Source organism: Pseudomonas quercus, assembly GCF_012033695.1.
Taxonomy (GTDB): Bacteria; Pseudomonadota; Gammaproteobacteria; order Pseudomonadales; family Pseudomonadaceae; genus Aquipseudomonas; species Aquipseudomonas quercus.
Genome location: NZ_JAAVJI010000003.1, coordinates 131604 through 154607, shown reverse-complemented (window position 1 = coordinate 154607; position 23004 = coordinate 131604). Strand labels below are relative to the sequence as shown.

Sequence of the window (23004 nt, the reverse complement as noted above, 5' to 3'; positions counted from 1 at the left end):
GGTAGGGAACATATGCGCATTCGCGCGCTGATCGCCGTCGTGGGACTCTGGCTTACGGTATTCGCGGTCGACGCCATGGCCGTCACACAAGTCAAAAGCATGCGACTGTGGCGAGCTCCCGATAACACCCGCCTGGTGTTCGACCTGTCCGGCCCTGTGGAGCACAGCGTGTTCACGCTGACGGCCCCAGATCGCCTGGTGATTGACATCAATGGTGCGACCTTGGGCGCGCCGTTGAAGGTCTCCACGGCTAATACGCCTATTGGAGATGTACGCTCCGCGCAGCGTACGCCGACCGATCTGCGGGTAGTGATCGACCTGAAAAAACCGCTCACGCCTAAAAGCTTCACCCTGGCGCCAAACGCCCAGTATGGCAACCGCCTGGTAGTGGACCTGTATGACACCCCGGCCGATGCCGAGCCAGAGGCGCCGCCACCTACGCTGGCCACTACGCCAGCCGTGCCCGTTAGCCCAGCCAAGCCCGAGATCAAGCTGGCGCCGGTACCCAATGGCAAGCGTGACATCATCATTGCCATCGACGCCGGCCACGGTGGCGAAGACCCCGGCGCGTCCGGTTCGCGGGGTGAGCATGAGAAAGACGTAGTGCTGGCCATCGCCAAGGAGCTGCAGCGCCAGATCAACCAGGAAAAAGGCTTCCGGGCAGAACTTACCCGTACCGGGGACTACTTCATTCCTCTGCGGGGCCGTACCGAAATCGCCCGCAAGAAAGGCGCTGACCTGTTCGTCTCGATTCACGCCGACGCGGCCCCGTCCTCGGCGGCCTACGGTGCGTCGGTATTTGCCTTGTCCGAGCGGGGCGCAACGTCGGAAACGGCCCGCTGGCTGGCGGACAGTGAAAACCGTTCCGACCTGATCGGAGGCGCCGGCAATGTGAGCCTGGACGACAAGGACCGCATGCTGGCCGGTGTGCTGCTGGACCTATCCATGACCGCATCGCTCAGCTCCAGCCTTAACGTAGGGCAGAAGGTGCTGAGCAATATCGGCCGGGTGACGACCCTGCACAAGAACCGAGTCGAGCAGGCCGCCTTCATGGTGCTCAAGTCCCCGGACATCCCTTCGATTCTTGTGGAAACAGGCTTCATCTCGAACTCGGGTGAATCCAGCAAGCTGCGCTCTGCCGCGCATCAGCAGGCGTTGGCACGTTCCATTCGGGCAGGTGTGAAGCAGTTCTTCGAGCAGAATCCGCCGCCTGGCACTTACATCGCCTGGCTCAGGGATTCCGGCAAATTGGCCCGGCAGGCCAGTGAGCACACCGTCCGCAGTGGCGAGACGCTGCCTATGCTTGCCACGCGCTATCAGGTGTCGGTAAGTGCCCTGCGCAGTGCCAATGACCTGAAAAGCGATGCCTTGAAAATCGGGCAACTGCTGACCATTCCTTCTGCCCCTGTAGCGTCCCAGCCATGACTACCGTTCTTACATCACGCATCGAGCTGCTGAGCCCCAGGCTGGCCAACCAGATTGCTGCGGGTGAGGTGGTGGAGCGCCCGGCATCGGTAATCAAGGAGCTGCTGGAAAACAGCCTGGACTCCGGTGCACGCCGTATCGATATCGAGGTAGAGCAGGGCGGCGTGAAGCTGTTGAAAGTACGCGATGACGGTTCCGGTATTGCCTCTGATGACCTGCCGCTGGCACTGGCCCGCCATGCCACCAGCAAGATCCGGGACCTTGAAGACCTGGAGCGCGTCATGAGCCTGGGCTTTCGCGGTGAAGCCCTGGCTTCCATCAGCTCGGTTGCCCGTTTGGTGCTTACGTCCCGTACGGTCGATGCTGAGCAGGCCTGGCAGGTGGAAACCGAAGGCCGGGACATGGAACCCCGGGTTCAACCGGCGGCCCATCCGGTGGGCACTTCGGTGGAAGTGCGGGACCTGTTTTTCAACACGCCTGCCCGGCGCAAGTTTCTCAAGAGCGAAAAAACCGAATTCGATCACCTGCAGGAAGTGATTCGCCGCCTGGCCCTGGCGCGTTTTGATGTGGCCTTCCACCTGCGGCACAACGGCAAGAGTGTGCTTAGCCTACACGAGGCGCCTGACGAAGCCATGCGAGCACGGCGCGTAGGGGCTATCTGCGGGCCTGGTTTTCTGGAGCAGGCCATGCCCATCGACGTGGAGCGCAGCGGCGTGCGGCTGTGGGGTTGGGTAGGCCTGCCCACATTCTCACGCAGCCAGGCTGACATGCAGTATTTCTTTGTGAACGGCCGGGTAGTGCGCGACAAGCTGGTTGCACATGCGGTTCGCCAGGCCTACCGCGATGTCCTGTTCAACGGTCGCCACCCTACGTTCGTGCTGTTTCTTGAGGTAGACCCAGCCGTGGTGGACGTGAACGTTCACCCTACCAAGCACGAAGTACGGTTCCGTGATGGCCGCATGGTGCACGATTTCCTCTACGGCACCCTGCACCGTGCCTTGGCTGAAGTGCGGCCTGAAGACCAGCTGGCTGCCGCACCGGCAGGTACGCCAACCGAGGCTCGCCCCACCGGGGCTGAAGCCGGAGAGTTTGGCCCCCAAGGTGAAATGACGTTGGCGGCCCGCCCGGCCCAATCGACACCCTTCCAGCCCCAGGCCACCTATGGCCATGGCGGCGGTGGCAGCTCCGGGGGCTACAGCGGCAACGCCGAGCGCCGGCCACCAGCGATTCCATTGGCTGAAGCAGGGGGGGTGTACCGTGCCTTCTTCGCACCCTTGGCGCAAAGCGAGGCTGCTCCATCCCCTTCACCTCTACCAGAGCAACAGGGCGAAATACCACCCTTGGGCTTTGCGCTGGCTCAGCTGAAAGGCATCTATATCCTGGCCGAAAATGCCCATGGCCTGGTGCTGGTGGACATGCACGCGGCCCATGAACGCATCATGTACGAACGCCTGAAGGTCGCCATGGCCACAGAGGGGCTTAGTGGCCAGCCGTTGCTGGTGCCCGAGTCCCTGGCGCTGAGCCAGCGTGAAGCGGATTGTGCTGAAGAGCATGTGGCCTGGTTCTCGCGGCTGGGTTTCGAGCTGCAGCGTCTGGGGCCGGAAACCCTGGCGATCCGGCAGATTCCAGCCCTACTGAAACAGGCCGAAGCCAACCGCCTGGTGGCCGATGTATTGGCCGACCTGATGGAGTACGGCACCAGTGACCGTATCCAGGCGCATATTAATGAACTGCTCGGTACCATGGCCTGCCACGGTGCAGTGCGGGCCAACCGCCGCCTGGCTGTGCCGGAAATGAACGCGCTGCTTCGGGACATGGAGGTCACCGAGCGCAGCGGCCAATGCAACCATGGCCGGCCGACCTGGACCCAATTGGGCGTAGACGAGCTCGACAAACTGTTCCTGCGGGGCCGCTGATGACACCTTTGCCACCTGCCATCTTTCTGATGGGGCCCACGGCTTCCGGCAAGACCGACCTTGCCCTTGAGCTGGCCAGGGTGCTGCCTTGCGACCTGATCAGCGTAGACTCGGCCCTCGTTTACAAGGGCATGGACATCGGTACAGCCAAGCCCTCCAAAGCCTTGCTGGCGGAGTTTCCGCACCAACTGGTGGACATTCTGGACCCTGCCCAGAGCTACTCTGCCGCTGAGTTTCGCCGTGATGCCTTGCAGGCCATGGCCCAAACCACTGCACGGGGGCGTATTCCGCTGCTGGTGGGCGGCACCATGCTGTATTTCAAGGCGCTGCTCGAAGGCTTGGCAGACATGCCAGGCAACGATCCGGCCATTCGCCAGGTACTGGAAGCCCAGTTGGCAGCCGAGGGCCTAAAGCAGCTGCATGCAGAGCTTGAGCGTGTAGATCCGGTGTCAGCCGCGCGCATCCACCCCAATGACCCACAGCGGATTATCCGGGCGCTGGAAGTGTATCGCGCCAGCGGCGTCAGCATGACCGAGCTACATACTCGGCAAATGGCTGAAAATGGTGCAACAGGCGCATCGGCGTCGGCTGTGTTCCCCTATACTGTCGCCTGTCTGGCCATTGCGCCAACCGATCGGTCGCTGCTGCATACGCGCATTGCCCAGCGGTTCGACTCAATGTTGGAACAGGGTTTCATTGACGAGGTCAGAGCGTTGTGGAGCAGAGAAGACCTGCACGCAGGTTTGCCTTCGATCAGGGCAGTTGGGTATCGGCAAGTGTGGGATCATCTGGACGGCAAGCTAACGGCCGTTGACATGAAAGCGCGCGGCATCATTGCCACGCGCCAGCTGGCCAAGCGGCAGTTCACCTGGCTGCGCGGCTGGAAAGACCTGCACTGGCTCGACAGCCTTGCTTGCGACAATCTGACGCAGTCCTTGAAATACCTTGGCTCGATCTCCATATTGGGCTGAGCCACGCATTGCCGTCTATCCTTGGGAAAAGCCGGTCAGCAACTATTTTTGAAGTCTATTTATTGATCCTTAAAGGAGTGCGGCACATGTCAAAAGGGCATTCGCTACAAGACCCTTACTTGAACACATTGCGTAAAGAAAAAGTGGGGGTTTCGATCTACCTCGTAAATGGTATCAAGCTGCAAGGCACTATTGAGTCGTTCGACCAGTTCGTGATCCTGCTCAAAAACACCGTCAGCCAGATGGTGTACAAGCATGCCATTTCTACCGTAGTACCTGTTCGCCCCATTCGCCTGCCTAGCGCCGGTGACACCGAACACGCTGATGCCGAGCCCGGCAACGCCTGACCTGACAGGAGACTCCTTTGTTCTTTGAGCGCCACGGTGGTGGTGAACGGGCCATTCTCGTTCATCTGGATGGACAAGCCCCTGAGGCGCGTGAAGACCCGCAGGAGTTTCAGGAGCTGGCAGCCTCGGCCGGTGCAGAAACGGTTGCTTTCGTAAGCGTTTCGCGGCACCAGCCGACGGCTAAATACCTGATTGGCACTGGCAAGGTCGATGAGTTGCGTGAGCAGGTGAAAACCGGCGAAGCAGACCTGGTCATTTTCAATCACACCCTGACCCCCAGTCAGGAGCGCAACCTCGAACGTGCGTTCGAGTGCCGCGTGCTGGATCGCACAGGCCTTATTCTCGACATCTTCGCCCAACGCGCGCGTACCCATGAAGGCAAACTGCAGGTCGAACTGGCTCAGCTTGAACACATGAGCACGCGGTTGGTACGTGGGTGGACACACCTTGAGCGCCAGAAAGGCGGGATCGGCCTGCGTGGCCCTGGTGAAACCCAGCTTGAAACCGACCGTCGCCTGCTACGGGTACGGTTGCGCCAGATCAAGGCCCGCCTGGAAAAAGTACGCAGCCAGCGCGAGCAAGCGCGGCGCGGGCGCAAGCGGGCAGATATCCCTTCAGTTTCATTGGTGGGCTATACCAACGCCGGCAAGTCTACCCTGTTCAATGCCATTACCGAATCGGACGTTTATGCGGCGGACCAGCTGTTCGCCACGCTGGACCCAACCCTGCGTCGCCTGGAACTGGCAGACATAGGCCCGGTAGTACTGGCCGATACCGTAGGCTTTATTCGTCACCTGCCTCACAAACTGGTCGAGGCATTCCGCGCCACGCTCGAAGAGTCCGCCAGTTCCGATCTGTTGCTGCATGTGATAGACGCCCACGAACCGGAGCGTATGGCCCAGATAGAACAAGTGATGGCCGTTCTGACGGAAATTGGCGCCCAAGGCCTTCCGATTCTGGAGGTGTACAACAAGATCGACCTGCTGGAAGCGGTAGAACCTCATATACAGCGCGGGGAGGACGGCAAGCCGCAACGCGTGTGGGTATCGGCACGCGACGGCAGCGGTCTGGAACTGGTAGGCCAGGCCATTTCGGAGTTGCTGGGCGAAGATATGTTCATCGGTACCTTACGGCTGCCACAGGCATTAGGTAGGTTACGTGCACAGTTTTTTGCTGCCCACGCTGTGCAAAGCGAAGCCCACGACGAAAGTGGTGCGAGCTTGCTGGACATTCGCCTGCCGCGGGGAGAGCTTAATCGCCTTGTCAGCCGGGAAGGGTTGCAGCCGCCGGATTTCCTTCGGGAACACACTTTGCAATAAAAGCTTACCGCACAGGTTTGGTGGGGAAGGCTTGCATTCTGTAGCATTGGCCGACGCGCCGCGGGTGCGTCTTAGCTTTATCTGATGGAGAGCGCTATGGCTTGGAATGAGCCGGGTGGTGGCAATTCGAACAACCAGGACCCTTGGGGCGGCCGCAAAGGCGGCGGCGATCGCAAGGGGCCACCAGATCTGGACGAGGCCTTTCGCAAGCTGCAGGAAAGCCTCAATGGGCTCTTCGGTGGCGGCAAGCGTCGAGGCAGCGAGCCTTCAGGTTCAAAAGGCGGTGGCCTCGGCCTGTTAGGCATCGGCCTGGCCGTCCTGGCGGCTATCTGGCTATACAGCGCGGTCTACGTGGTGGATGAGCAGGAGCAGGCCGTCATTCTTCGGTTCGGCAAATACCATGAAACCGTAGGGCCAGGCCTGAACATCTACTTCCCGCCCTTCGATCGCAAGTACCTCGAGAACGTCACCCGTGAGCGCGCCTATAGCAAGCAGGGCCAGATGCTCACCGAAGACGAGAACATCGTTGAAGTACCCCTGACGGTTCAGTACAAGATCGTGAACCTGCGTGACTTCGTGCTCAACGTCGACCAACCTGAAGTCAGCCTCCAGCATGCGACCGACAGCGCCTTGCGCCATGTAGTGGGCTCAACGGCCATGGATCAGGTGCTGACTGAAGGTCGTGTACAGATGGCCGGTGAAATCAAGGACCGCCTGCAGCGCTTCATGGACACCTACCGTACCGGTATCAGTGTTACCCAGGTGAACGTGCAAAGCGCAGCCGCCCCCCGTGAGGTTCAGGAAGCGTTCGACGACGTTATTCGTGCCCGTGAGGACGAACAACGTGCGCGCAACCAGGCTGAAACCTATGCCAATGGCGTTGTGCCGGAAGCCCGTGGCCAGGCCCAGCGCATCATCGAAGACGCCAATGGCTACCGAGACGAAGTCGTTTCTCGCGCCAAGGGTGAGGCCGATCGGTTCAGCAAGCTGTTGGGCGAGTATCGCAAGGCACCTGATGTCACCCGTGAACGCCTCTATCTGGAAACCATGCAGGAGGTCTACAGCAATACCAGCAAGGTACTGGTATCAGGCAAAGGCCAGAACAACATGCTTTACCTGCCGCTGGACAAGCTGATGGATAAAGGCCGCACCTCCACACCTGCGCAGCCTTCCGTGAACCCGCCTTCGGATTCAGCCGGCCGTAGCGCCGGGGACCTGCAACAGCAGCAGCGAGAATTGCGTACCAGGGAGAGCCGCTGATGGGCAATAGATCCGTAATCGCGCTTATCGTCGGTGTGGTTGCCGTGGTAGCGCTATGGAACAGTTTCTACATCGTGTCCCAAACCGAGCGTGCCGTACTGCTGCGGTTCGGCCGTGTGGTAGAGGCTGATGTGCAGCCAGGCCTGCACATGAAAATCCCTTACATGAACCAGGTACGTCGCTTCGACGCCCGCCTGATGACCTTGGACGCGCCTACCCAGCGTTTCCTCACGCTTGAGAAAAAAGCTGTAATGGTCGATGCCTACGCCAAATGGCGTGTCAAGGACGCAGATCGCTTCTACACAGCGACCGCTGGCTTGAAGGCTACAGCCGATGAGCGCCTTTCGCGTCGCCTGGAATCAGGCCTGCGGGACCAGTTCGGCAAGCGCACGCTTCATGAGGTGGTCTCCGGTGAGCGCGACGCCCTGATGGCTGACATCACGGCATCGCTCAATCGCATGGCCGACCAGGAGTTGGGTATCGAGGTGGTAGATGTCAGGGTCAAAACCATCGACCTACCCAAGGAAGTGAACCGTAGCGTGTTCGAGCGCATGAGTACCGAGCGGGAACGCGAGGCTCGCGAGCATCGCGCCAAGGGTAATGAACTGGCCGAGGGTATCCGTGCCGATGCAGACCGCCAACGGCGCGTATTGCTGGCCGAGGCCTATCGTGAGTCCGAGGAAACCCGAGGCGACGGTGATGCTCAGGCGGCAGCCATCTATGCCAAAGCCTACACGCAGGATCCTGACTTCTATGCGTTCTATCGCAGCCTGCAAGCCTACAAGCAGGGCTTCTCTGGCAAGGACGACGTGCTAGTGCTGGACCCGAGCAGCGACTTCTTCCGCTTCATGGAGCGGGCAAAGCCGTAAACAGGGCAAGTGTTGCAGGAATGAGCCCCGCCCGGCAGGTTGTACGGCTGGCGGGGTGATCCCCCAGCCAAACCTGTGTATGATGCGGCAGCCGGGAAATTCCCGGCTTTTTTGCGTCTGCACGGTCATGGGCCGTGTCAGGCCCAGCAGTTTTTCGAGGACACTGCCCCGTGGCGCGGCAAGCGCTATGGTTTTCGCGCCTGCGCGGCAGTATCTGCTTCACTCAAGGACGGGCCGATATGGCCCTCCGCCCGGAACGAAGGGGAAGGGGTAATGGCAACGGTAGACCGCTGGCTTTTGCCGGATGGTATCGAGGAAGTACTGCCACCTGAGGCCGCACGGATTGAAGTGGCGCGGCGCCAGGTACTGGATCTGTTCCAGAGCTGGGGTTACGAGTTCGTAGTAACGCCGCATATCGAGTACCTGGAATCGCTGCTGGTCGGCGCTTCGCAGGACCTGGACCTTCGCACCTTCAAGGTGGTCGATCCATTGTCTGGGCGGCAGATGGGCTTTCGTGCAGACATCACCCCGCAGGTTGCACGCATCGATGCTCACTCCCTGCGCAGGGAAGGCCCTAGCCGCCTGTGCTATGCCGGTAGCGTGCTGCACGCCAACCCGCGTGCGCTGTCCACCTCTCGCAGCCCGATCCAGCTAGGCGCAGAACTGTATGGCGATGCCAGCACCGGCAGCGACCTGGAAGTCATCAGCCTGATGTTGGCCACGCTTGAGTTGTGGCAAGTGCCGGATGTACACATGGACCTGGGGCATGTGGGTATCTACCGGGGCCTTGCACGGGCGGCAGGCCTGTCCGGCGATACGGAGCAGCGGTTGTTCGACGCCCTCCAGCGCAAGGCCACCGACGAAGTCTTCGAGCTGACGGCTCAGGTAGCTGCCGGCCCTGCTCGCATGTTGCGTGCGTTGGTCAACCTGTCGGGCGATCGTTCGGTACTGGGGCAGGCGCGCGAGATCCTTGGCGGTGCGCCAGCGCCCGTCCTGGCGGCACTGGATGAGCTGTTCGAGCTGGCCGAGCGGCTGGCGGCGCGCTTCCCTGGGCTGCCGTTGTACTTTGACCTGGGCGAGCTTCGTGGCTATCACTACCACACCGGTGTGGTATTCGCCGCATTCGTGCCTGGAGTAGGGCAATCCTTTGCCCAAGGCGGGCGCTATGACGATTTCGGCGCCGACTTTGGCCGGGCGCGCCCGGCTACAGGGTTTTCCACCGACCTTAAAAGCCTGGTTACCTTGGGGCGCGCCGAAGTCCAGCTGCCCGAAGGCGGTATCTGGATGCCTGACAGCCCAGATACCGCGCTCTGGCAGGTGGCCTGCCGCTTGCGCGGTGAAGGCCAGCGCGTGGTTCAGGCATTGCCGGGCCAGGCGGGCGCAGCGGCACGCGAGGCCGGGTGCGATCGCCAACTCATTCTGCAGGGCGGTAGGTGGCAGGTAGCACCGCTGGTTTCCTGAGTTCACGCCGGCCGAGGTCGGCACCAAGTTTGCGCCAATGAGGACAAGTGTTATGGGTAAGAATGTCGTCGTCCTGGGCACCCAATGGGGTGATGAGGGCAAAGGCAAGATCGTTGATCTGCTCACAGAACATGCTGCCGCAGTCGTTCGTTACCAAGGTGGCCACAATGCTGGTCACACGTTGGTGATCGACGGTGAAAAAACGGTATTGCACCTGATTCCATCCGGCATCCTTCGCGAAGGCGTGCAGTGCCTGATCGGCAACGGTGTGGTGGTCGCGCCGGATGCACTCCTGCGTGAAATCATCAAGCTGGAAGAGAAAGGCGTTCCTGTGCGCGAGCGCCTGCGTATCAGCCCTTCATGCCCGCTGATCCTGTCGTACCACGTGGCACTGGACCAAGCGCGTGAAAAGGCCCGTGGCGAACACAAGATCGGCACCACCGGCCGTGGCATTGGCCCTGCGTACGAAGACAAAGTGGCGCGCCGAGGCCTACGCATCGGTGACCTCTACCATCGCGAGCGTTTCGCCGCCAAGCTGGGCGAGTTGCTGGACTATCACAACTTTGTGTTGGTCAACTACTACAAAGAGCCTGCCATCGACTTCCAGAAAACCCTGGACGAGTGCATGGGCTATGCCGAACTGCTGCAGCCGATGATGCAGGACGTGACTGCTGAGCTGCATGCGCTGCGTAAAGACAACAAAGACATCATGTTCGAAGGCGCACAGGGGTCGTTGCTGGACATCGACCACGGCACCTACCCCTACGTAACCAGCTCCAACACCACCGCTGGAGGCATTGCCACCGGTTCGGGCTTTGGGCCGATGTACCTGGACTACATCCTGGGTATCACCAAAGCCTACACCACCCGTGTAGGGTCTGGCCCATTCCCTACCGAGCTGTTCGACGACGTAGGCGCATTCCTGGCCAAGCGTGGGCATGAGTTTGGCGCCACCACGGGCCGTGCTCGCCGTTGTGGCTGGTTCGACGCTGTCATCCTGCGTCGTGCCATCGAAATCAATAGCATTTCCGGCTTGTGCCTGACCAAGCTGGACGTGCTCGATGGCTTGGAAACCATCCGGATTTGCGTGGGCTATAAAAACGAAGCCGGTGCGGTAATCGATGCGCCTACAGATGCAGACAGCTACATCGGCCTGCAGCCTGTATACGAAGACGTACCCGGCTGGACCGAGTCCACCCTGGGCGCCAAAAGCCTGGAAGAGCTGCCTGCCAACGCCCGCGCTTATATCAAGCGTGTCGAGGAGTTGGTCGGTGCGCCAATCGACATTATTTCGACAGGGCCGGACCGCAACGAAACCATCGTGCTACGCCACCCGTTCGCGTAAGCCATTGGTAGGTAAAGCAAAGGGCCCCTGAAGGGGCCTTTTGTGTTTCTGGCCTGGTATTCGGCACGGGCCTTGCTGAAAACACCCATGGCCACCCGCTACCGCCGGTTCAGGTACATCCGGGTCGTTAGCAGGTACACCGGCAACCCAGAAACCAGGATCAGCAATGCTGCGAAAGGCGCTGCGGCGGCGAACTCCATGTTCGAGGTATGCGCCCACACTTCGGTGGCCAGGGTTGTTGTTCCGGTGGGGCTCAGCAGCAGCGTGGCTGTGAGCTCCTTCATGGCATCGAGAAACACCAAGGCAAACGCTGCTGCCAGCGCTGGGAAAATGATGGGCAGGGTCACTTTGCAAAACGCTTTGAACGCGCTTGCACCCAGCGTTCGCGCAGCCTCTTCCAGTTGGGGTGCGGCCTTGGTAAGTGCGGTGCGCACAGGCCCTTGCGCCAGGGGTAGAAAGAGCAATGCATAAGCCAGCACCAGCAGGCCTGTGGTCTGGTAAAGCGCAGGAACGTAGTGCAAGGCGAAATACACCAGAGTCAGCGCGATAACCAGCCCTGGCAGCGCATGTAGAAGGTAGGGAAGCCGTTCCGCCCAAATGGCAAGCACGCCACGATACCGTACCACTAGCAACCCTACCGGTAACGCCAGTATCAAGGAAACAGCCGCGCCAGCCAGGGACAAGCCAAGCGAGGACAGTAACGCCTTGCCGATTGCCATGACAGGGAAGGCAGCGGAACTGCCCTCTACCAGCCAATACCCCAGCATTACCAAGGGTACGCCACTGCCTAGTACCGCCAGCAGTACACAAAAGCCCTGTGCCAGTGGTATTGCCCACCCTGGCAGCGGCAGGGGCGGCGCCCGGCGTGCTACCCCTTGCCCTGTACGCACATGGCGCGCGCGACCGCGTGCCTTGAGCTCCAGCCATAGAAAAGCCAGGCACAGCATCAGCAGTACGGCCGAAAGCATAGCGGCATTGACGTTGCTGAATTCGAGTTCGAACTGCTGGTAAATCGCGGTAGTAAAGGTGCGTACGTTGAGGATCGACAGGGCGCCGAATTCCACCAGCATGTGCAGGGCGATCAATAGGCTCCCAGCCAGGATGGCAGGCCACAGCAGTGGCAGGGTAACGCTGAAGAACAGCCGGCGGCGGCTGGCACCCAGCAGCCGGGCCGACTCCTCAAGGGCGTGGTCCAGGTTGCGCAACGTAGCGGCTACGGGCAGAAAGACCAACGGATACTTGGACAGGCTCATGATTAAAATGGCACCGCCCAAGCCTTCGAAGCCAGAGCTGAGCGATACCCACGTGAAGCTTGATACAAAAGACGGCACCGCAAAGGGCAGGCAGAGCAATACGCCCCATATGCGTCGGCCCCTTAGGTTGGTGCGTTCCAGCAGCCATGCCAGCAGTGTGCCCACGATGGCGCAGGCCACAGTGACACCGGCCAATAACGTAAGGGTATTGGCCAGTAGCCCATAGACATAGGGGCGTAGCAGCAAGCGGGAAATATCGTGCCACCCGGCCTGTGCAGTGCGAAGGGTGACATAGGCCAAAGGCAGCAGGCTCAGGCCCACCAGTAGCAGCACAGGCGCAACAAGCCAGGCAGAAGGGCGCCGGGTGCGGCTATTACGTAGCGGTGTTGCGACAGGAAGCCTTCGTGCCTGTGCTGTCATCAGTTCAGACCAACATCGCGTTCAAGGTCCAGGGCCTCCTCGGCATTGCCGATATCGGCGGGCGTAATGTCCGGTGCTTCCAGCTCCTCGAAAGGCTTCAAGCCCTGGTCGGACACCATGCCCTTGCGCAGCGGGTACTCAGCCTGAGCGCGCGTGATCACCCGCTGGCCTTCCTCACTGGTCATCCAGGCCAGCAGTTGCTGGGCTTCCTTGGGGTGTTTGCTGGCTTTCACCACGGCAGCACTGGAAATACTCACAAGGGCGCCTGGGTCCTTGTTCTTGAAGTAATACAGCTGCGACTTGAGGTTGCCTTTCTCGCGTTTGAGCGCGTACCAATAATAGTTGTTGACCAGTACGGCAGCGATTTCGCCGTTTTCTACCGCTTTGATGGCAACCATGTTGTTGGCGTAGGTTTTGCCGTACGCCTTGAGCCCAGTGAGCCATTCTTCGGCAGCGTCTTCGCCCTTGAGCCGCAGCACGGCAACCGCCTGTTCCTGGAACGCGCCGCTGGTGGGCACGAAGCCAATCTTGCCGTTCCAGTCCGAGTGCGCAAAATCCATTACCGACGCAGGAAGGTCTTTCTCGGCCACCAGGCTAGGGTTGAAGGCCACCACGCGTACCCGTGCCGTTACGCCGATCCAGGTGCCATCTTTGGCCACATAATCGGCGGGTAGAGCGTCCAGGGTGCTTTTATCGGTAACGGCCAGAAAGCCTTTTTCGCCCAGGGCGTTAAGAGGCGGGGACTCTTCGCTGTAGATCACGTCGGCAGGCGAGCGATCGCCTTCCTCCATGATTTGGCTGGCCAGCTGGTTGCTGCTCCCTTTGCGCACGTTGACGTGAATGCCGGTACTGGCTTCGAACGCCTTTGCGATGGCTTCACCCAGTTCCTTGTGCTGGCCGTTGTACAGAGTAAGCGCAGGGGCATCGGCCGCGTGTGCAGCGCCAGCGAACAGCGACATTGCCAACAGGGGCAAGGCACATAGGCGCAGAAAGGCAATTCGAAATGACATCCGAACGTATCTCCTTAAGGGTTGAAAATGGACCCAAGTATAAAGGAGATCGCTTCTCGTATGCGGCTGTATTTGAATCGCGGCTCTGACGACCCAAGGGGCGGGCCAAGGTCTGTTTCAAGTGCTTCAGCATAGTAAGTGGCGCTCCTCATGAACAAGCTTGATTTAGGCCGGCGCTGATGTGAATGGGGGGTGCATTTCTTTTCGGATTTTTATATCAAAACAGTGGGCTATCTTTGACAGGCTCAAGAGTTGAAGGTATTTTTTCATTTCAAGCGTAACAGTACACGGGTTTTCAGGTACATTTGCGCCTGATAATTCAGCAATGAGCAGAGTGTAGGCCTTACTAAGTGCTACCGCGTCGTTAGCAGCTGTAAAAGGTGTGCTTCGAAGGGGTCTTTCGTCAGAACAAGGCAAGGTCTTTAGATCTTTTTTATTTTCCCGCACCATTGCCTTGGTTGATCTTCGAGAAGTCGAGCCTCTGAACAACCGTTCGGCGCTTTCTAATATGCTCCTGTCATTTGGAGACGCTAAACACTCGAAAGCCTTGGATTTTGCCATCGGGGTGTCAGAGAGTAGCGACTCGTAGCCTTTGGATAGCGCCCTGATCTTAGCAATGGTTTCGCAAAAGTCCACGCATTCAAATTCAAAAATTCGGAAGAAGCGATCTATATCTGCATGCTGTTCTGAAAGTTTTCCGCGAGCGATCTCAAACGCTTTGGTTGATGCGGATTTTCGATAAGGGCGCAATACGGTCAGTGTTTCCCAGCGCCACTTTGGGCTGATAGTTTGCGGGCTGGCTAGGCTCGCCTTAACAAATGCTTTGAATTTTTCCAGAGGTGTGTAGTTGTCATGATGGACACCTATGATTTGAGTTTGTAACCATTTAGGTAGCGCTTCCGTTTTAAGGAGTGTGTGAAAGTCCAGCCCGTTTGTATAAGTGGAAATTATCAAACCGTATTTCTTTATGGTTGCTTCAAGCGGCTCGCTTATTATGTCATCAGTTATGAACTGCGGAGGTGCAACTTCTTCAGTGGTATACCTGGCCGTAATGGTAATGCCGATGTGAATTTTTTCCTTGTGCGGTTTCTTGCAGGTCTCGGGCTTTCCACTCAAGGAAGAACGGTTCGATGATGCTTTTAGTGTGGCAAGGGGCGAGGTAGTCGAAGGGTTAGGCGTTTCATTAGGTGTGGAGCATATATGAGGCATTTGGTTCTGTGGTTGAATTTTCATGTTCGGTCCGATGGGGTTTGCATTGCTTTGATCCTTGGTTGAAAGCGGTACGGTGATTTTTTGCAGCGTCATGCGGATCGTCCGCATATTTCATCAAATGCCCACCCCGCTGCCTGGCATGGTTATAGCACTCGGCGCGGCCTGATGCTGGAAGAAATGCCTAGGTAATCATTTCCCTCTTAAAATTTTTTTGACGGTAGCTAATGTGGTGCATTGTGCAGGCACCATTTGCTTGATGAGGTGCGAAATCAATGCTGTCTTCAGCAGCCAGCGATGAGCACACGCGTATAAAAACCTGTCCGTTGAGGAGCATTGAGAAAATGATATTTGCTATGGCACCGATGGGTGCGCTGGTGGGTTCTTGTTATTGGGGTGTGAGTGTTAAAGCAACGCCTCTTGCCTGCGGAGCAGGTAAGCGTGCTTAATATTGCTCAAGTACAGGGTGTATGTAGCAATAATCAGCAGCAGGTTGTTGGTTCAAACGCATCTGAAGCGCCCGGCGAGATCGTAGTAAATGCAAATGAGCTCCTTAGCGGTTCTGGAAATAATACGGTTATTCAACAGTGCCCTCCAGAACTGACAAGCGTTTGCCAAACTCAGATAGAGAACTTCTCAGACCAGCCGAACGTTTCACAAGGCGCCATTTCTTTTATACAAATGCACACCGAATGCTTAGCTATCGACAACAATCTTCGTTTGTACGCAAATGCCGATGTGCCGACTGCTGATCGCGCACAGGCCGTTATGGAGGCGTGCAAGCAGCATTTAAGCAATGTCACTGCTGTTGCTCGCCGCAGCGGCCTGATTACGCTGTTCGCTGTTGCTCTACGCGAGCTGGCGGCCGAAGGGCTAAGGCAGGCGACCCTGGAACCGAGCAGCGGTCGTGCGCTGGCGATTATCAGCAGCCTCGTAGGCCCGGCATTGAACCTGGCAGGCTGGTTGCGAGCCGAGCGGCATGACAATGCCAACTGGCACAACAGGGCGGGCCGCTTTGCACTGGGGATCACCAGCCTGAGCCTTGCAGCCTGGTTGGTACAGGCCGACCTGCACGAATCCATGATGCCTGTATTAACCGGGACGGTGCTGTATTGCGGGCTACGTGATTCGCTAAACCTGCTATGGCAATTGCCTGACAACGTCGACGCTCTACATCTGGGATGTTCCACTGCGGCAGGGCTGGGCTATGGCATTCTGGGCGGCGCGCTTGATTACCTGGGCGGATTCATGGAGCAGACGCTGAACATTTCAGACCCGCTGGCTGCGCTATTCACGCGGGTAAGCAGCATGGCATCTAGAACGGCGCTGCATGCAGTAAGCGACGATACGCTGCTGCCCTACCTCAATGCGCTTTGCGGCACCCAGGATGGCGGCACCCTGGCTATTGTCAGCACGTATGAGCCATGCCCAGATACCCAAGCGCTGCTCGATAAGCTTACAGGGCCTGCCGCTTTACGCATGTGCGCCCTCAACGTCATTAATATGGTACTTGCGTTGGCCCTTCACGCCCAGATTCTGGGTGACGAACAGACCAGTGCACGGTTGCAGCCGTTACTGGTGGGGTTGGCCTATTTTATGATTTATGTGCCTTTCGTAGCCGGCGCACTGCCTCAGCCTTTTGGGCAAAGCAAAGTGTCAGTGTCGAACGTTGAGGTGCTTGGAATGCGGCCTATCAGTGAGCCAGGGCAGGGCAGCCGTCAAAGCGCCAAGCTAGCAGGCGAAACCGCATCACAGGTGTGAGTGGCTTCAGGTATGGCGCGTCTACTTTCTTAACGCGCACAAAAAAGCCTGCTATTGAGCAGGCTCTTTTGCAGCGTTACCGCTTTGATTTGGTGCCCAGGAGAAGACTCGAACTTCCACGGCCGTAAAGCCACCAACACCTGAAGCTGGCGTGTCTACCAATTTCACCACCTGGGCTTATCGAAGACTGGCGTCGTCGATGGCGCGCACTATACGGCGGTCCCCTGGCGCTGTAAAGCCTCTGCCAGAAAAAAATCGAGGAGGGTGATGCAGAAGTGGCAGAAATGCAAAAGCCCGCTTTCGCGGGCTTTTGGAACGCAAGAGACTCAGGTAGTCTCGCGTTTGAAGATGGTGCCCAGAAGAAGACTCGAACTTCCACGGCCGTAAGGCCACCAACACCTGAAGCTGGCGTGTCTACCAATTTCACCATCTGGGCAAATCGACTACTTGCGTCGTCGATGGCGCGCACTATACGGTCGCCATATTGCAGTGTAAACCCCTGACTGCAAAAATATTTCGGCCGCCTACCGGCATCGTAATCTGCGTCGCGCCGGTGGCCTGGATATCTTGATGCGGCGTTGGAATTTCCCGTTTTAACAGGGGTATGCCAAACTAACTTGCATATCACACAAGGTGAACACTCTCTAATGGCCGATTGGCAGTCCCTCGATCCCGAGGCCGCTCGTGAAGCGGAAAAATACGAAAATCCTATTCCCAGCCGTGAACTGATCCTGCACCACCTCGCCGAGCGTGGTTCTCCAGCAAGCCGTGAGCAGCTGGTGGAGGAGTTCGGCCTGGGGACTGAAGACCAGATTGAAGCCCTGCGCCGCCGCCTTCGGGCCATGGAGCGCGACGCCCAGCTTATCTATACGCGCCGGGGCACGTATGCCCCCGTAGACAAACTCGACCTTATCGCCGGCCGGGTAAGTGGCCACCGCGACGGGTTCGGGTTTTTGGTGCCGGATGACGGCAGTGACGATCTGTTCCTCAGCCCTGCACAAATGCGACTGGTGTTCGACGGCGACCGTGCCTTAGCCCGTGTGTCGGGGCTGGACCGCCGTGGCCGCCGCGAAGGGGCCTTGGTTGAAGTGGTCAGCCGTGCCCATGAAAGCATCGTGGGCCGGTACTTCGAGGAAGGTGGCATTGGCTTCGTTCAGGCCGACAACCCCAAGGTGCAGCAGGAAGTCCTGGTTACACCGGGCCGCAATGGCGGTGCGAAGGTTGGCCAGTTCGTGGAAATCAAGATTACCCATTGGCCGACTGCACGCTTCCAGCCTCAGGGCGATGTGATCGAAGTACTGGGCAACTACATGGCGCCCGGCATGGAAATCGACGTAGCGCTGCGTAGCTACGACATTCCCAACGTGTGGCCAGAGGCTGTCGAGAAGGAAGCGGCCAAGCTCAAGCCTGAGGTGGAGGAGAAGCACAAGCTTAACCGTGTGGACCTGCGGCATTTGCCATTCGTCACCATCGACGGTGAAGACGCCCGCGATTTCGACGACGCGGTGTACTGCGAGCCCACAGGGCGGATCAAGCTGTTCTCCGGCGGCTGGCGCCTGTACGTGGCCATCGCTGACGTATCCAGCTATGTGAAGGTGGATTCCGCGCTGGATGCAGAGGCCCAGGTACGTGGGAACTCGGTGTATTTCCCCGAGCGCGTTATCCCCATGTTGCCTGAAGAGCTGTCCAACGGCCTGTGTTCCTTGAACCCGCACGTGGATCGCCTGGCCATGGTGTGCGAAATGACCATGTCCAAGAGTGGGCAGATGGTCGACTACAAGTTCTACGAGGCGGTCATCCATTCCCATGCGCGCCTGACCTACAACAAGGTCAGCACCATGCTTGAGCATGCACGCAGTGCGGAAGCCAAGGCGTTGCGCAGCGAGTATGGCGAAGTATTGCCGCACCTTAAGCAGCTCTATGCGCTGTATCAGGTGTTGTCCGCTGCGCGTCAAGTACGGGGTGCGATCGATTTCGAAACCCAGGAAACACGCATTGTGTTCGGTAGCGAGCGCAAGATTGCGGAGATCAAGCCGACTACCCGCAATGACGCTCATAAGCTGATCGAAGAGTGCATGCTAGCCGCCAACGTGGCCACGGCCGAATTTCTCATGAAGCATGAGATACCCGCCCTGTACCGTGTGCATGACGGCCCGCCACCCGAGCGGCTGGAGAAGCTCCAGGCCTTCCTCGGTGAACTGGGCCTGTCGTTGCACAAAGGTAAGGAGGGGCCCAGCCCGAAGGACTACAAGGCATTATTGGAACATATCAAGGACCGTCCGGATTTCCAGCTGATCCAGACGGTGATGCTGCGTTCCTTGAGCCAGGCGGTCTATACCTCGGACAACAATGGCCACTTTGGCTTGAACTACCCGGCGTACACGCATTTCACTTCTCCCATCCGCCGCTACCCGGACCTGCTCACCCACCGAGCCATCCGCAGCGTGATCCGCTCCAAGCGTGAAACGCCTCATGTGGTACGGGCGGGTGCCGCTGCGATGCCTAAGGCGCGCCTCTACCCCTACGATGAAGGGGCGCTGGAGCAACTGGGCGAGCAGTGTTCCATGACAGAGCGCCGTGCCGACGAAGCCACCCGTGATGTGGTGAACTGGCTCAAGTGCGAGTTTATGAAAGACCGTGTGGGTGAGGTGTTCCCCGGCATCATTACCGCCACCACCGGCTTTGGTCTGTTTGTGTCCCTGACCGACATTTACGTTGAGGGCCTTGTGCATGTGACGGCGCTGCCAGGTGATTACTATCACTATGACCAAGTGCATCACCGCCTGACGGGTGAGCGTACGGGTCGCAGTTTCCGCTTGGGTGACACGGTGCAAGTGCGTGTCATGCGTGTCGACCTGGATGAGCGCAAGATCGACTTCGAGCTGGCAGACAAGCAAGCCGAAAAAGGCAGCACCAGGGGCGGCGATAGCGTCACGCGCAAGTCACGTAAAACTACTACCCATGCGACGGAGCCGGCCACATCTCCGGCGCCGGCCGCCCGCAGCCGTAAAGCCGAACCCGCCCAGGAAGAAGCCGCTGCGCCTTTAAGCAAACCTCGCAAGCGCAAGGCTGGAAAAGACCCGGCAGTCGATGAAGCCTATCGTGCTTCCCATGCCACGGCCAACAACGCCGAAGTGCGCAAGAGCCGTGAAATGAAGCAGGCACTGATGAGCGATGCTCGGCACAGTTCGGGGAAAACCGACAGCACCAAGCCCTCCAAGCACCGTAAAGGGCCATCGAAAAACGGCTCGCGCAAGCCCAAGGCAAACACATGAGTCAGCTGGAAAAGATCTATGGCGTGCATGCCGTAGAAGCGTTGTTGCGCCACCATCCGCGCCGGGTCAAGCAGATCTGGCTGTCCGAGGGGCGCAGTGAGCCTCGCCTCCAGGCGTTGTTGCAGCTGGCAGGCGAGCACCGGGTTGCTGTCGGTGCTGCAGAGCGCAGGGAACTGGATGCTTGGGTCGAAGGCGTCCACCAGGGTGTAGTCGCGGATGTGAGCCCTAGCCAAGTATGGGGCGAAGCCATGCTCGAAGAGCTGCTGGACCGCCATGAAGGTGCGCCTTTGCTGCTGGTGCTCGATGGCGTGACCGATCCTCATAACCTGGGCGCTTGCCTGCGTACCGCAGACGCTGCTGGAGCATTGGCGGTGATCATTCCTAAGGACAAAGCCGCCACCCTGACACCTGTGGTGCGCAAAGTGGCCTGCGGTGCGGCTGAAACCATGCCTCTGGTGGCGGTCACTAACCTGGCCCGCAGCCTGGAAAAGCTCCAGCAGCGTGGGCTATGGATTGTAGGCACCGCTGGCGAAGCCGAGAAGGAGATCTACCAGCAGGACCTTACGGGCCCGTTGGTGCTGGTGATGGGGGCTGAAGGCAAAGGCATGCGCCGGCTTACCCGCGAGCATTGCGATCACCTGGTAAAACTGCCCATGGCCGGCAGCGTGAGCAGCTTGAACGTTTCGGTAGCCACTGGCGTGTGCCTGTTCGAAGCCCTGCGCCAGCGCAAGCCCAAATAGGGCGGCAAGCTGCGTAAGTTCCCCAGGCTTTGCCTAGCCCTGCGGGGCAAGATTAACGGAAAGGGCGGCGTTGCCGCCCAAGCGCAGGCAGAGCCAGGTGCCTGTAATACCGTTAGCGGGCAGCCTGGTTTGTGTCTGCTCTATAGCTGATCAAATATTCGCCAATCTCCTTGCGCTGCCTCGGCCCCTTCTCTACAATTGCGCCCCTTGCCGTGGCGGTAGGCGTGTTCGCGCTCGCCTCGGTCAAGTCACAGAAAAGATCAACTCCTTGTCTGACCGATTTCCCGGCAGGCTACAACCCGTAAGGAGCATTCATGCGTCATTACGAAATCATCTTCCTGGTCCACCCGGATCAGAGCGAGCAAGTCGGCGGCATGGTCGAGCGTTACACCAAGCTGATCGAAGAAGACGGTGGCAAGATTCACCGCCTGGAAGACTGGGGCCGTCGTCAACTGGCCTACGCAATCAACAATGTTCACAAGGCTCACTACGTGATGCTGAACGTTGAATGCACTGGCAAGGCCCTGGCCGAGCTGGAAGACAGCTTCCGCTACAACGATGCCGTTATCCGTAACCTTGTGATCCGTCGCGACGAAGCTGTTACCGGCCCGTCCGAAATGCTCAAGGCTGAAGAGAACCGCAGCGAGCGCCGTGAGCGTCGTGACCGTCCTGAGCAAGCTGAAAACGCCGACGGCGATGACAGCGACAGCAGCGACAACAGCGATAACGCTGACGAGTAATCCACGGATCTTTAGAGGAGCCTGTTAAATGGCACGTTTCTTCCGTCGTCGTAAATTCTGCCGTTTCACTGCAGAAAACGTTAAAGAGATCGATTACAAGGATCTCAACACCCTGAAAGCTTACGTATCTGAAACCGGCAAGATCGTTCCTAGCCGTATCACGGGTACCAAGGCTCGTTATCAGCGTCAGCTGGCCACCGCTATCAAGCGTGCCCGCTTCCTGGCCTTGCTGCCTTACACCGACAGCCACGGCCGCTGATACGGGTTTTGTCGACAAGCCGTAAAGGATAGAACGCATGCGTGCCTTGGCTGATTTCATCATGCGGGGTCGTATGCAGGCCACCCTGGTGGTGGCGGGATGTGCGGCATTGCCGCTGTTGTTCTGGTTGAGTGCCGCTGCTGGCTGCCTTGTGCTGCTGCGGCGGGGGGCAAGCGATGCCGTTGGCGTCCTGGCCTGGGGCGTATTGCCAGCGTTTGTCTGGTGGTACTTCGGTGAACCGCGCACCCTCATGGTGTTGCTGGGTTCACTCGGGCTTGCCGCGCTACTGCGCGCAGGCTGGTCCTGGAGCCGGGTATTGCTGGCAAGCATCGGCCTGGGTGTGGTGTATGGCGTGGTACTGGGCATCGCCTTTGGCGAACCTTTGAACCAGCTGGCGGTGGCCATGAACAGCCACCTGCCCACCTTGCTTGGGGGGATCTACCAGCGCTTGTCGCTGGCAGAGCAGGCCCACCTGGAGGCGTTGATAGCTCCAGTGCTCACCGGTTTGATAGCCGCGCTGTTGCAGGCCGTTAGCCTGTTGGCCCTGATGCTGGGGCGCTACTGGCAGGCCGTGTTGTATAACCCCGGTGGGTTCGGGCGCGAGTTTCGTGCCGTAAAGCTCCCCGGTGCCGTGGCACTCGGGTTGTTGGTGTGCATGCTGGTAGGGCCGCAGTTCGGCCCGCAGGTGGCGATGTTAACGCCCCTTTGCAGTGTGCCGCTGATGTTTGCCGGTGTGGCCTTGGTGCACGGGCTGGTCGTTCGCGGCAAGCTCGGTCGCTTCTGGCTGGTAGGGTTGTACGTCACGCTCCTGCTGTTTATACAGCTGGCCTATCCGTTACTGGTGGCTGTGGCCATTGTCGACAGCCTGATTGATTTTCGCGGCCGCCTGGCCCCCGAAAAGGGGAATGACCAGGGTTCCGCGAACGGTGAAGGTTAAAGTTAAGAGGTTAATACCAAATGGAACTGATCCTGCTGGAAAAAATCGCCAACCTGGGCAACCTGGGCGATAAAGTAAACGTCAAGTCTGGCTATGGTCGTAACTACCTGCTGCCACAAGGCAAGGCTACTGCTGCTACCGCTGCCAACCTGGCTGCGTTCGAAGCTCGCCGCGCCGAACTGGAACAGGCTGCCGCCGACAAGAAAGCCTCGGCCGAAAGCCGCGCCGCTCAACTGGCCGAACTGGAAGTCACCATCACCGCTACTGCGGGCGATGAAGGCAAGCTGTTCGGTTCGATCGGTACGCACGACATCGCTGACGCCCTGACCGCCTCTGGCGTTGAAGTGGCCAAGGCTGAAGTTCGTCTGCCGAACGGCACCATCCGCCACGTGGGCGAATACGACGTAGCTGTGCACCTGCACAGCGACGTTGAAGCGACCGTTCGCGTTGTGGTTGTAGCCGCCTGAGCCATTGGTTGGCCGCTCGG

At 59.0% G+C, this 23004-nt stretch carries 19 protein-coding genes and 2 tRNA genes; 16 read left to right on the top strand and 5 right to left on the bottom strand.

Going from position 1 to position 23004, the window contains the following annotated elements:
- The first annotated feature begins 12 nt into the window (after positions 1-12).
- The 9 genes from HBH25_RS07085 (at position 13) to HBH25_RS07045 (ending at position 10913) form a co-directional block, all read left to right on the top strand.
- The gene (locus HBH25_RS07085) at positions 13-1425 is read left to right on the top strand and encodes an N-acetylmuramoyl-L-alanine amidase (protein WP_168082923.1); all 1413 of its coding nucleotides are present in this window, start codon (positions 13-15) and stop codon (positions 1423-1425) included.
- Positions 1422-3341, top strand: a complete 1920-nt coding sequence (gene mutL, locus HBH25_RS07080; RefSeq protein WP_168082921.1) for a DNA mismatch repair endonuclease MutL — start codon at positions 1422-1424, stop codon at positions 3339-3341. The genes HBH25_RS07085 and mutL overlap by 4 nt, the downstream gene beginning before the upstream one ends.
- Positions 3341-4312: a tRNA (adenosine(37)-N6)-dimethylallyltransferase MiaA gene (gene miaA / locus HBH25_RS07075; protein WP_168082919.1), complete on the top strand. Its 972-nt coding sequence runs from the start codon at positions 3341-3343 to the stop codon at positions 4310-4312. Before mutL ends, miaA begins: the two co-directional genes overlap by 1 nt.
- An 86-nt stretch (positions 4313-4398) precedes the next feature.
- Positions 4399-4659, top strand: coding sequence for an RNA chaperone Hfq (hfq, locus tag HBH25_RS07070; RefSeq protein ID WP_168082917.1), 261 nt, complete (start codon positions 4399-4401; stop codon positions 4657-4659).
- Between the two features lie 17 nt (positions 4660-4676).
- Positions 4677-5978: a ribosome rescue GTPase HflX gene (gene hflX, locus HBH25_RS07065; protein ID WP_168082915.1), complete on the top strand. Its 1302-nt coding sequence runs from the start codon at positions 4677-4679 to the stop codon at positions 5976-5978.
- 96 nt (positions 5979-6074) lie between these two features.
- The gene (gene hflK, locus HBH25_RS07060) at positions 6075-7238 is read left to right on the top strand and encodes an FtsH protease activity modulator HflK (protein WP_168082913.1); all 1164 of its coding nucleotides are present in this window, start codon (positions 6075-6077) and stop codon (positions 7236-7238) included.
- Positions 7238-8107 (top strand): protease modulator HflC, encoded by an 870-nt coding sequence (gene hflC / locus HBH25_RS07055; protein ID WP_168082911.1) that lies wholly within the window; start codon positions 7238-7240, stop codon positions 8105-8107. Before hflK ends, hflC begins: the two co-directional genes overlap by 1 nt.
- Before the next feature lie 273 nt (positions 8108-8380).
- The gene (locus tag HBH25_RS07050) at positions 8381-9568 is read left to right on the top strand and encodes an ATP phosphoribosyltransferase regulatory subunit (protein WP_168082909.1); all 1188 of its coding nucleotides are present in this window, start codon (positions 8381-8383) and stop codon (positions 9566-9568) included.
- 52 nt (positions 9569-9620) lie between these two features.
- On the top strand, positions 9621-10913 hold the full coding sequence (locus HBH25_RS07045; RefSeq protein ID WP_168082907.1) for an adenylosuccinate synthase: 1293 nt from the start codon (positions 9621-9623) through the stop codon (positions 10911-10913).
- Positions 10914-11011: 98 nt separating this feature from the next.
- Here HBH25_RS07045 and HBH25_RS07040 read toward each other — a convergent pair whose 3' ends face one another.
- The 3 genes from HBH25_RS07040 to HBH25_RS07030 all read right to left on the bottom strand — a co-directional run bounded on the left by HBH25_RS07040 (position 11012) and on the right by HBH25_RS07030 (position 14901).
- Complete coding sequence (locus tag HBH25_RS07040; RefSeq protein WP_168082905.1) at positions 11012-12586, bottom strand: ABC transporter permease; 1575 nt, start codon at positions 12584-12586, stop codon at positions 11012-11014.
- Positions 12586-13545, bottom strand: a complete 960-nt coding sequence (locus tag HBH25_RS07035) for an iron ABC transporter substrate-binding protein (RefSeq protein WP_229631853.1) — start codon at positions 13543-13545, stop codon at positions 12586-12588. The genes HBH25_RS07040 and HBH25_RS07035 overlap by 1 nt, the downstream gene beginning before the upstream one ends.
- A 216-nt stretch (positions 13546-13761) precedes the next feature.
- Positions 13762-14901: a hypothetical protein gene (locus tag HBH25_RS07030; RefSeq protein ID WP_168082901.1), complete on the bottom strand. Its 1140-nt coding sequence runs from the start codon at positions 14899-14901 to the stop codon at positions 13762-13764.
- A 324-nt stretch (positions 14902-15225) separates the two neighbouring features.
- Between HBH25_RS07030 and HBH25_RS07025 the strand changes: the two genes are divergently transcribed.
- Entirely contained in the window at positions 15226-16566 is a 1341-nt protein-coding gene (locus HBH25_RS07025) for a hypothetical protein (RefSeq protein WP_168082899.1), read from the top strand.
- Between the two features lie 90 nt (positions 16567-16656).
- On the opposite strand, the gene HBH25_RS07020 is transcribed toward HBH25_RS07025, so the two are convergent.
- Both HBH25_RS07020 and HBH25_RS07015 read right to left on the bottom strand, forming a co-directional pair.
- Positions 16657-16743, bottom strand: a tRNA-Leu gene (locus HBH25_RS07020).
- Between the two features lie 172 nt (positions 16744-16915).
- Positions 16916-17002: transfer RNA gene (locus HBH25_RS07015), tRNA-Leu, on the bottom strand.
- A gap of 211 nt (positions 17003-17213) precedes the next feature.
- Between HBH25_RS07015 and rnr the strand changes: the two genes are divergently transcribed.
- The 6 genes from rnr (at position 17214) to rplI (ending at position 22984) form a co-directional block, all read left to right on the top strand.
- Complete coding sequence (gene rnr / locus HBH25_RS07010; RefSeq protein WP_168082897.1) at positions 17214-19841, top strand: ribonuclease R; 2628 nt, start codon at positions 17214-17216, stop codon at positions 19839-19841.
- Positions 19838-20581, top strand: a complete 744-nt coding sequence (gene rlmB, locus HBH25_RS07005; RefSeq protein ID WP_168082895.1) for a 23S rRNA (guanosine(2251)-2'-O)-methyltransferase RlmB — start codon at positions 19838-19840, stop codon at positions 20579-20581. Before rnr ends, rlmB begins: the two co-directional genes overlap by 4 nt.
- 314 nt (positions 20582-20895) lie before the next feature.
- On the top strand, positions 20896-21321 hold the full coding sequence (rpsF, locus tag HBH25_RS07000) for a 30S ribosomal protein S6 (RefSeq protein WP_168082893.1): 426 nt from the start codon (positions 20896-20898) through the stop codon (positions 21319-21321).
- 28 nt (positions 21322-21349) lie between these two features.
- Positions 21350-21580, top strand: coding sequence for a 30S ribosomal protein S18 (rpsR, locus tag HBH25_RS06995; RefSeq protein WP_040260021.1), 231 nt, complete (start codon positions 21350-21352; stop codon positions 21578-21580).
- A 37-nt stretch (positions 21581-21617) separates the two neighbouring features.
- Positions 21618-22517, top strand: coding sequence for a YybS family protein (locus HBH25_RS06990; protein ID WP_168082891.1), 900 nt, complete (start codon positions 21618-21620; stop codon positions 22515-22517).
- 20 nt (positions 22518-22537) lie between these two features.
- Entirely contained in the window at positions 22538-22984 is a 447-nt protein-coding gene (gene rplI / locus HBH25_RS06985) for a 50S ribosomal protein L9 (RefSeq protein WP_168082889.1), read from the top strand.
- Positions 22985-23004: the final 20 nt, after the last annotated feature.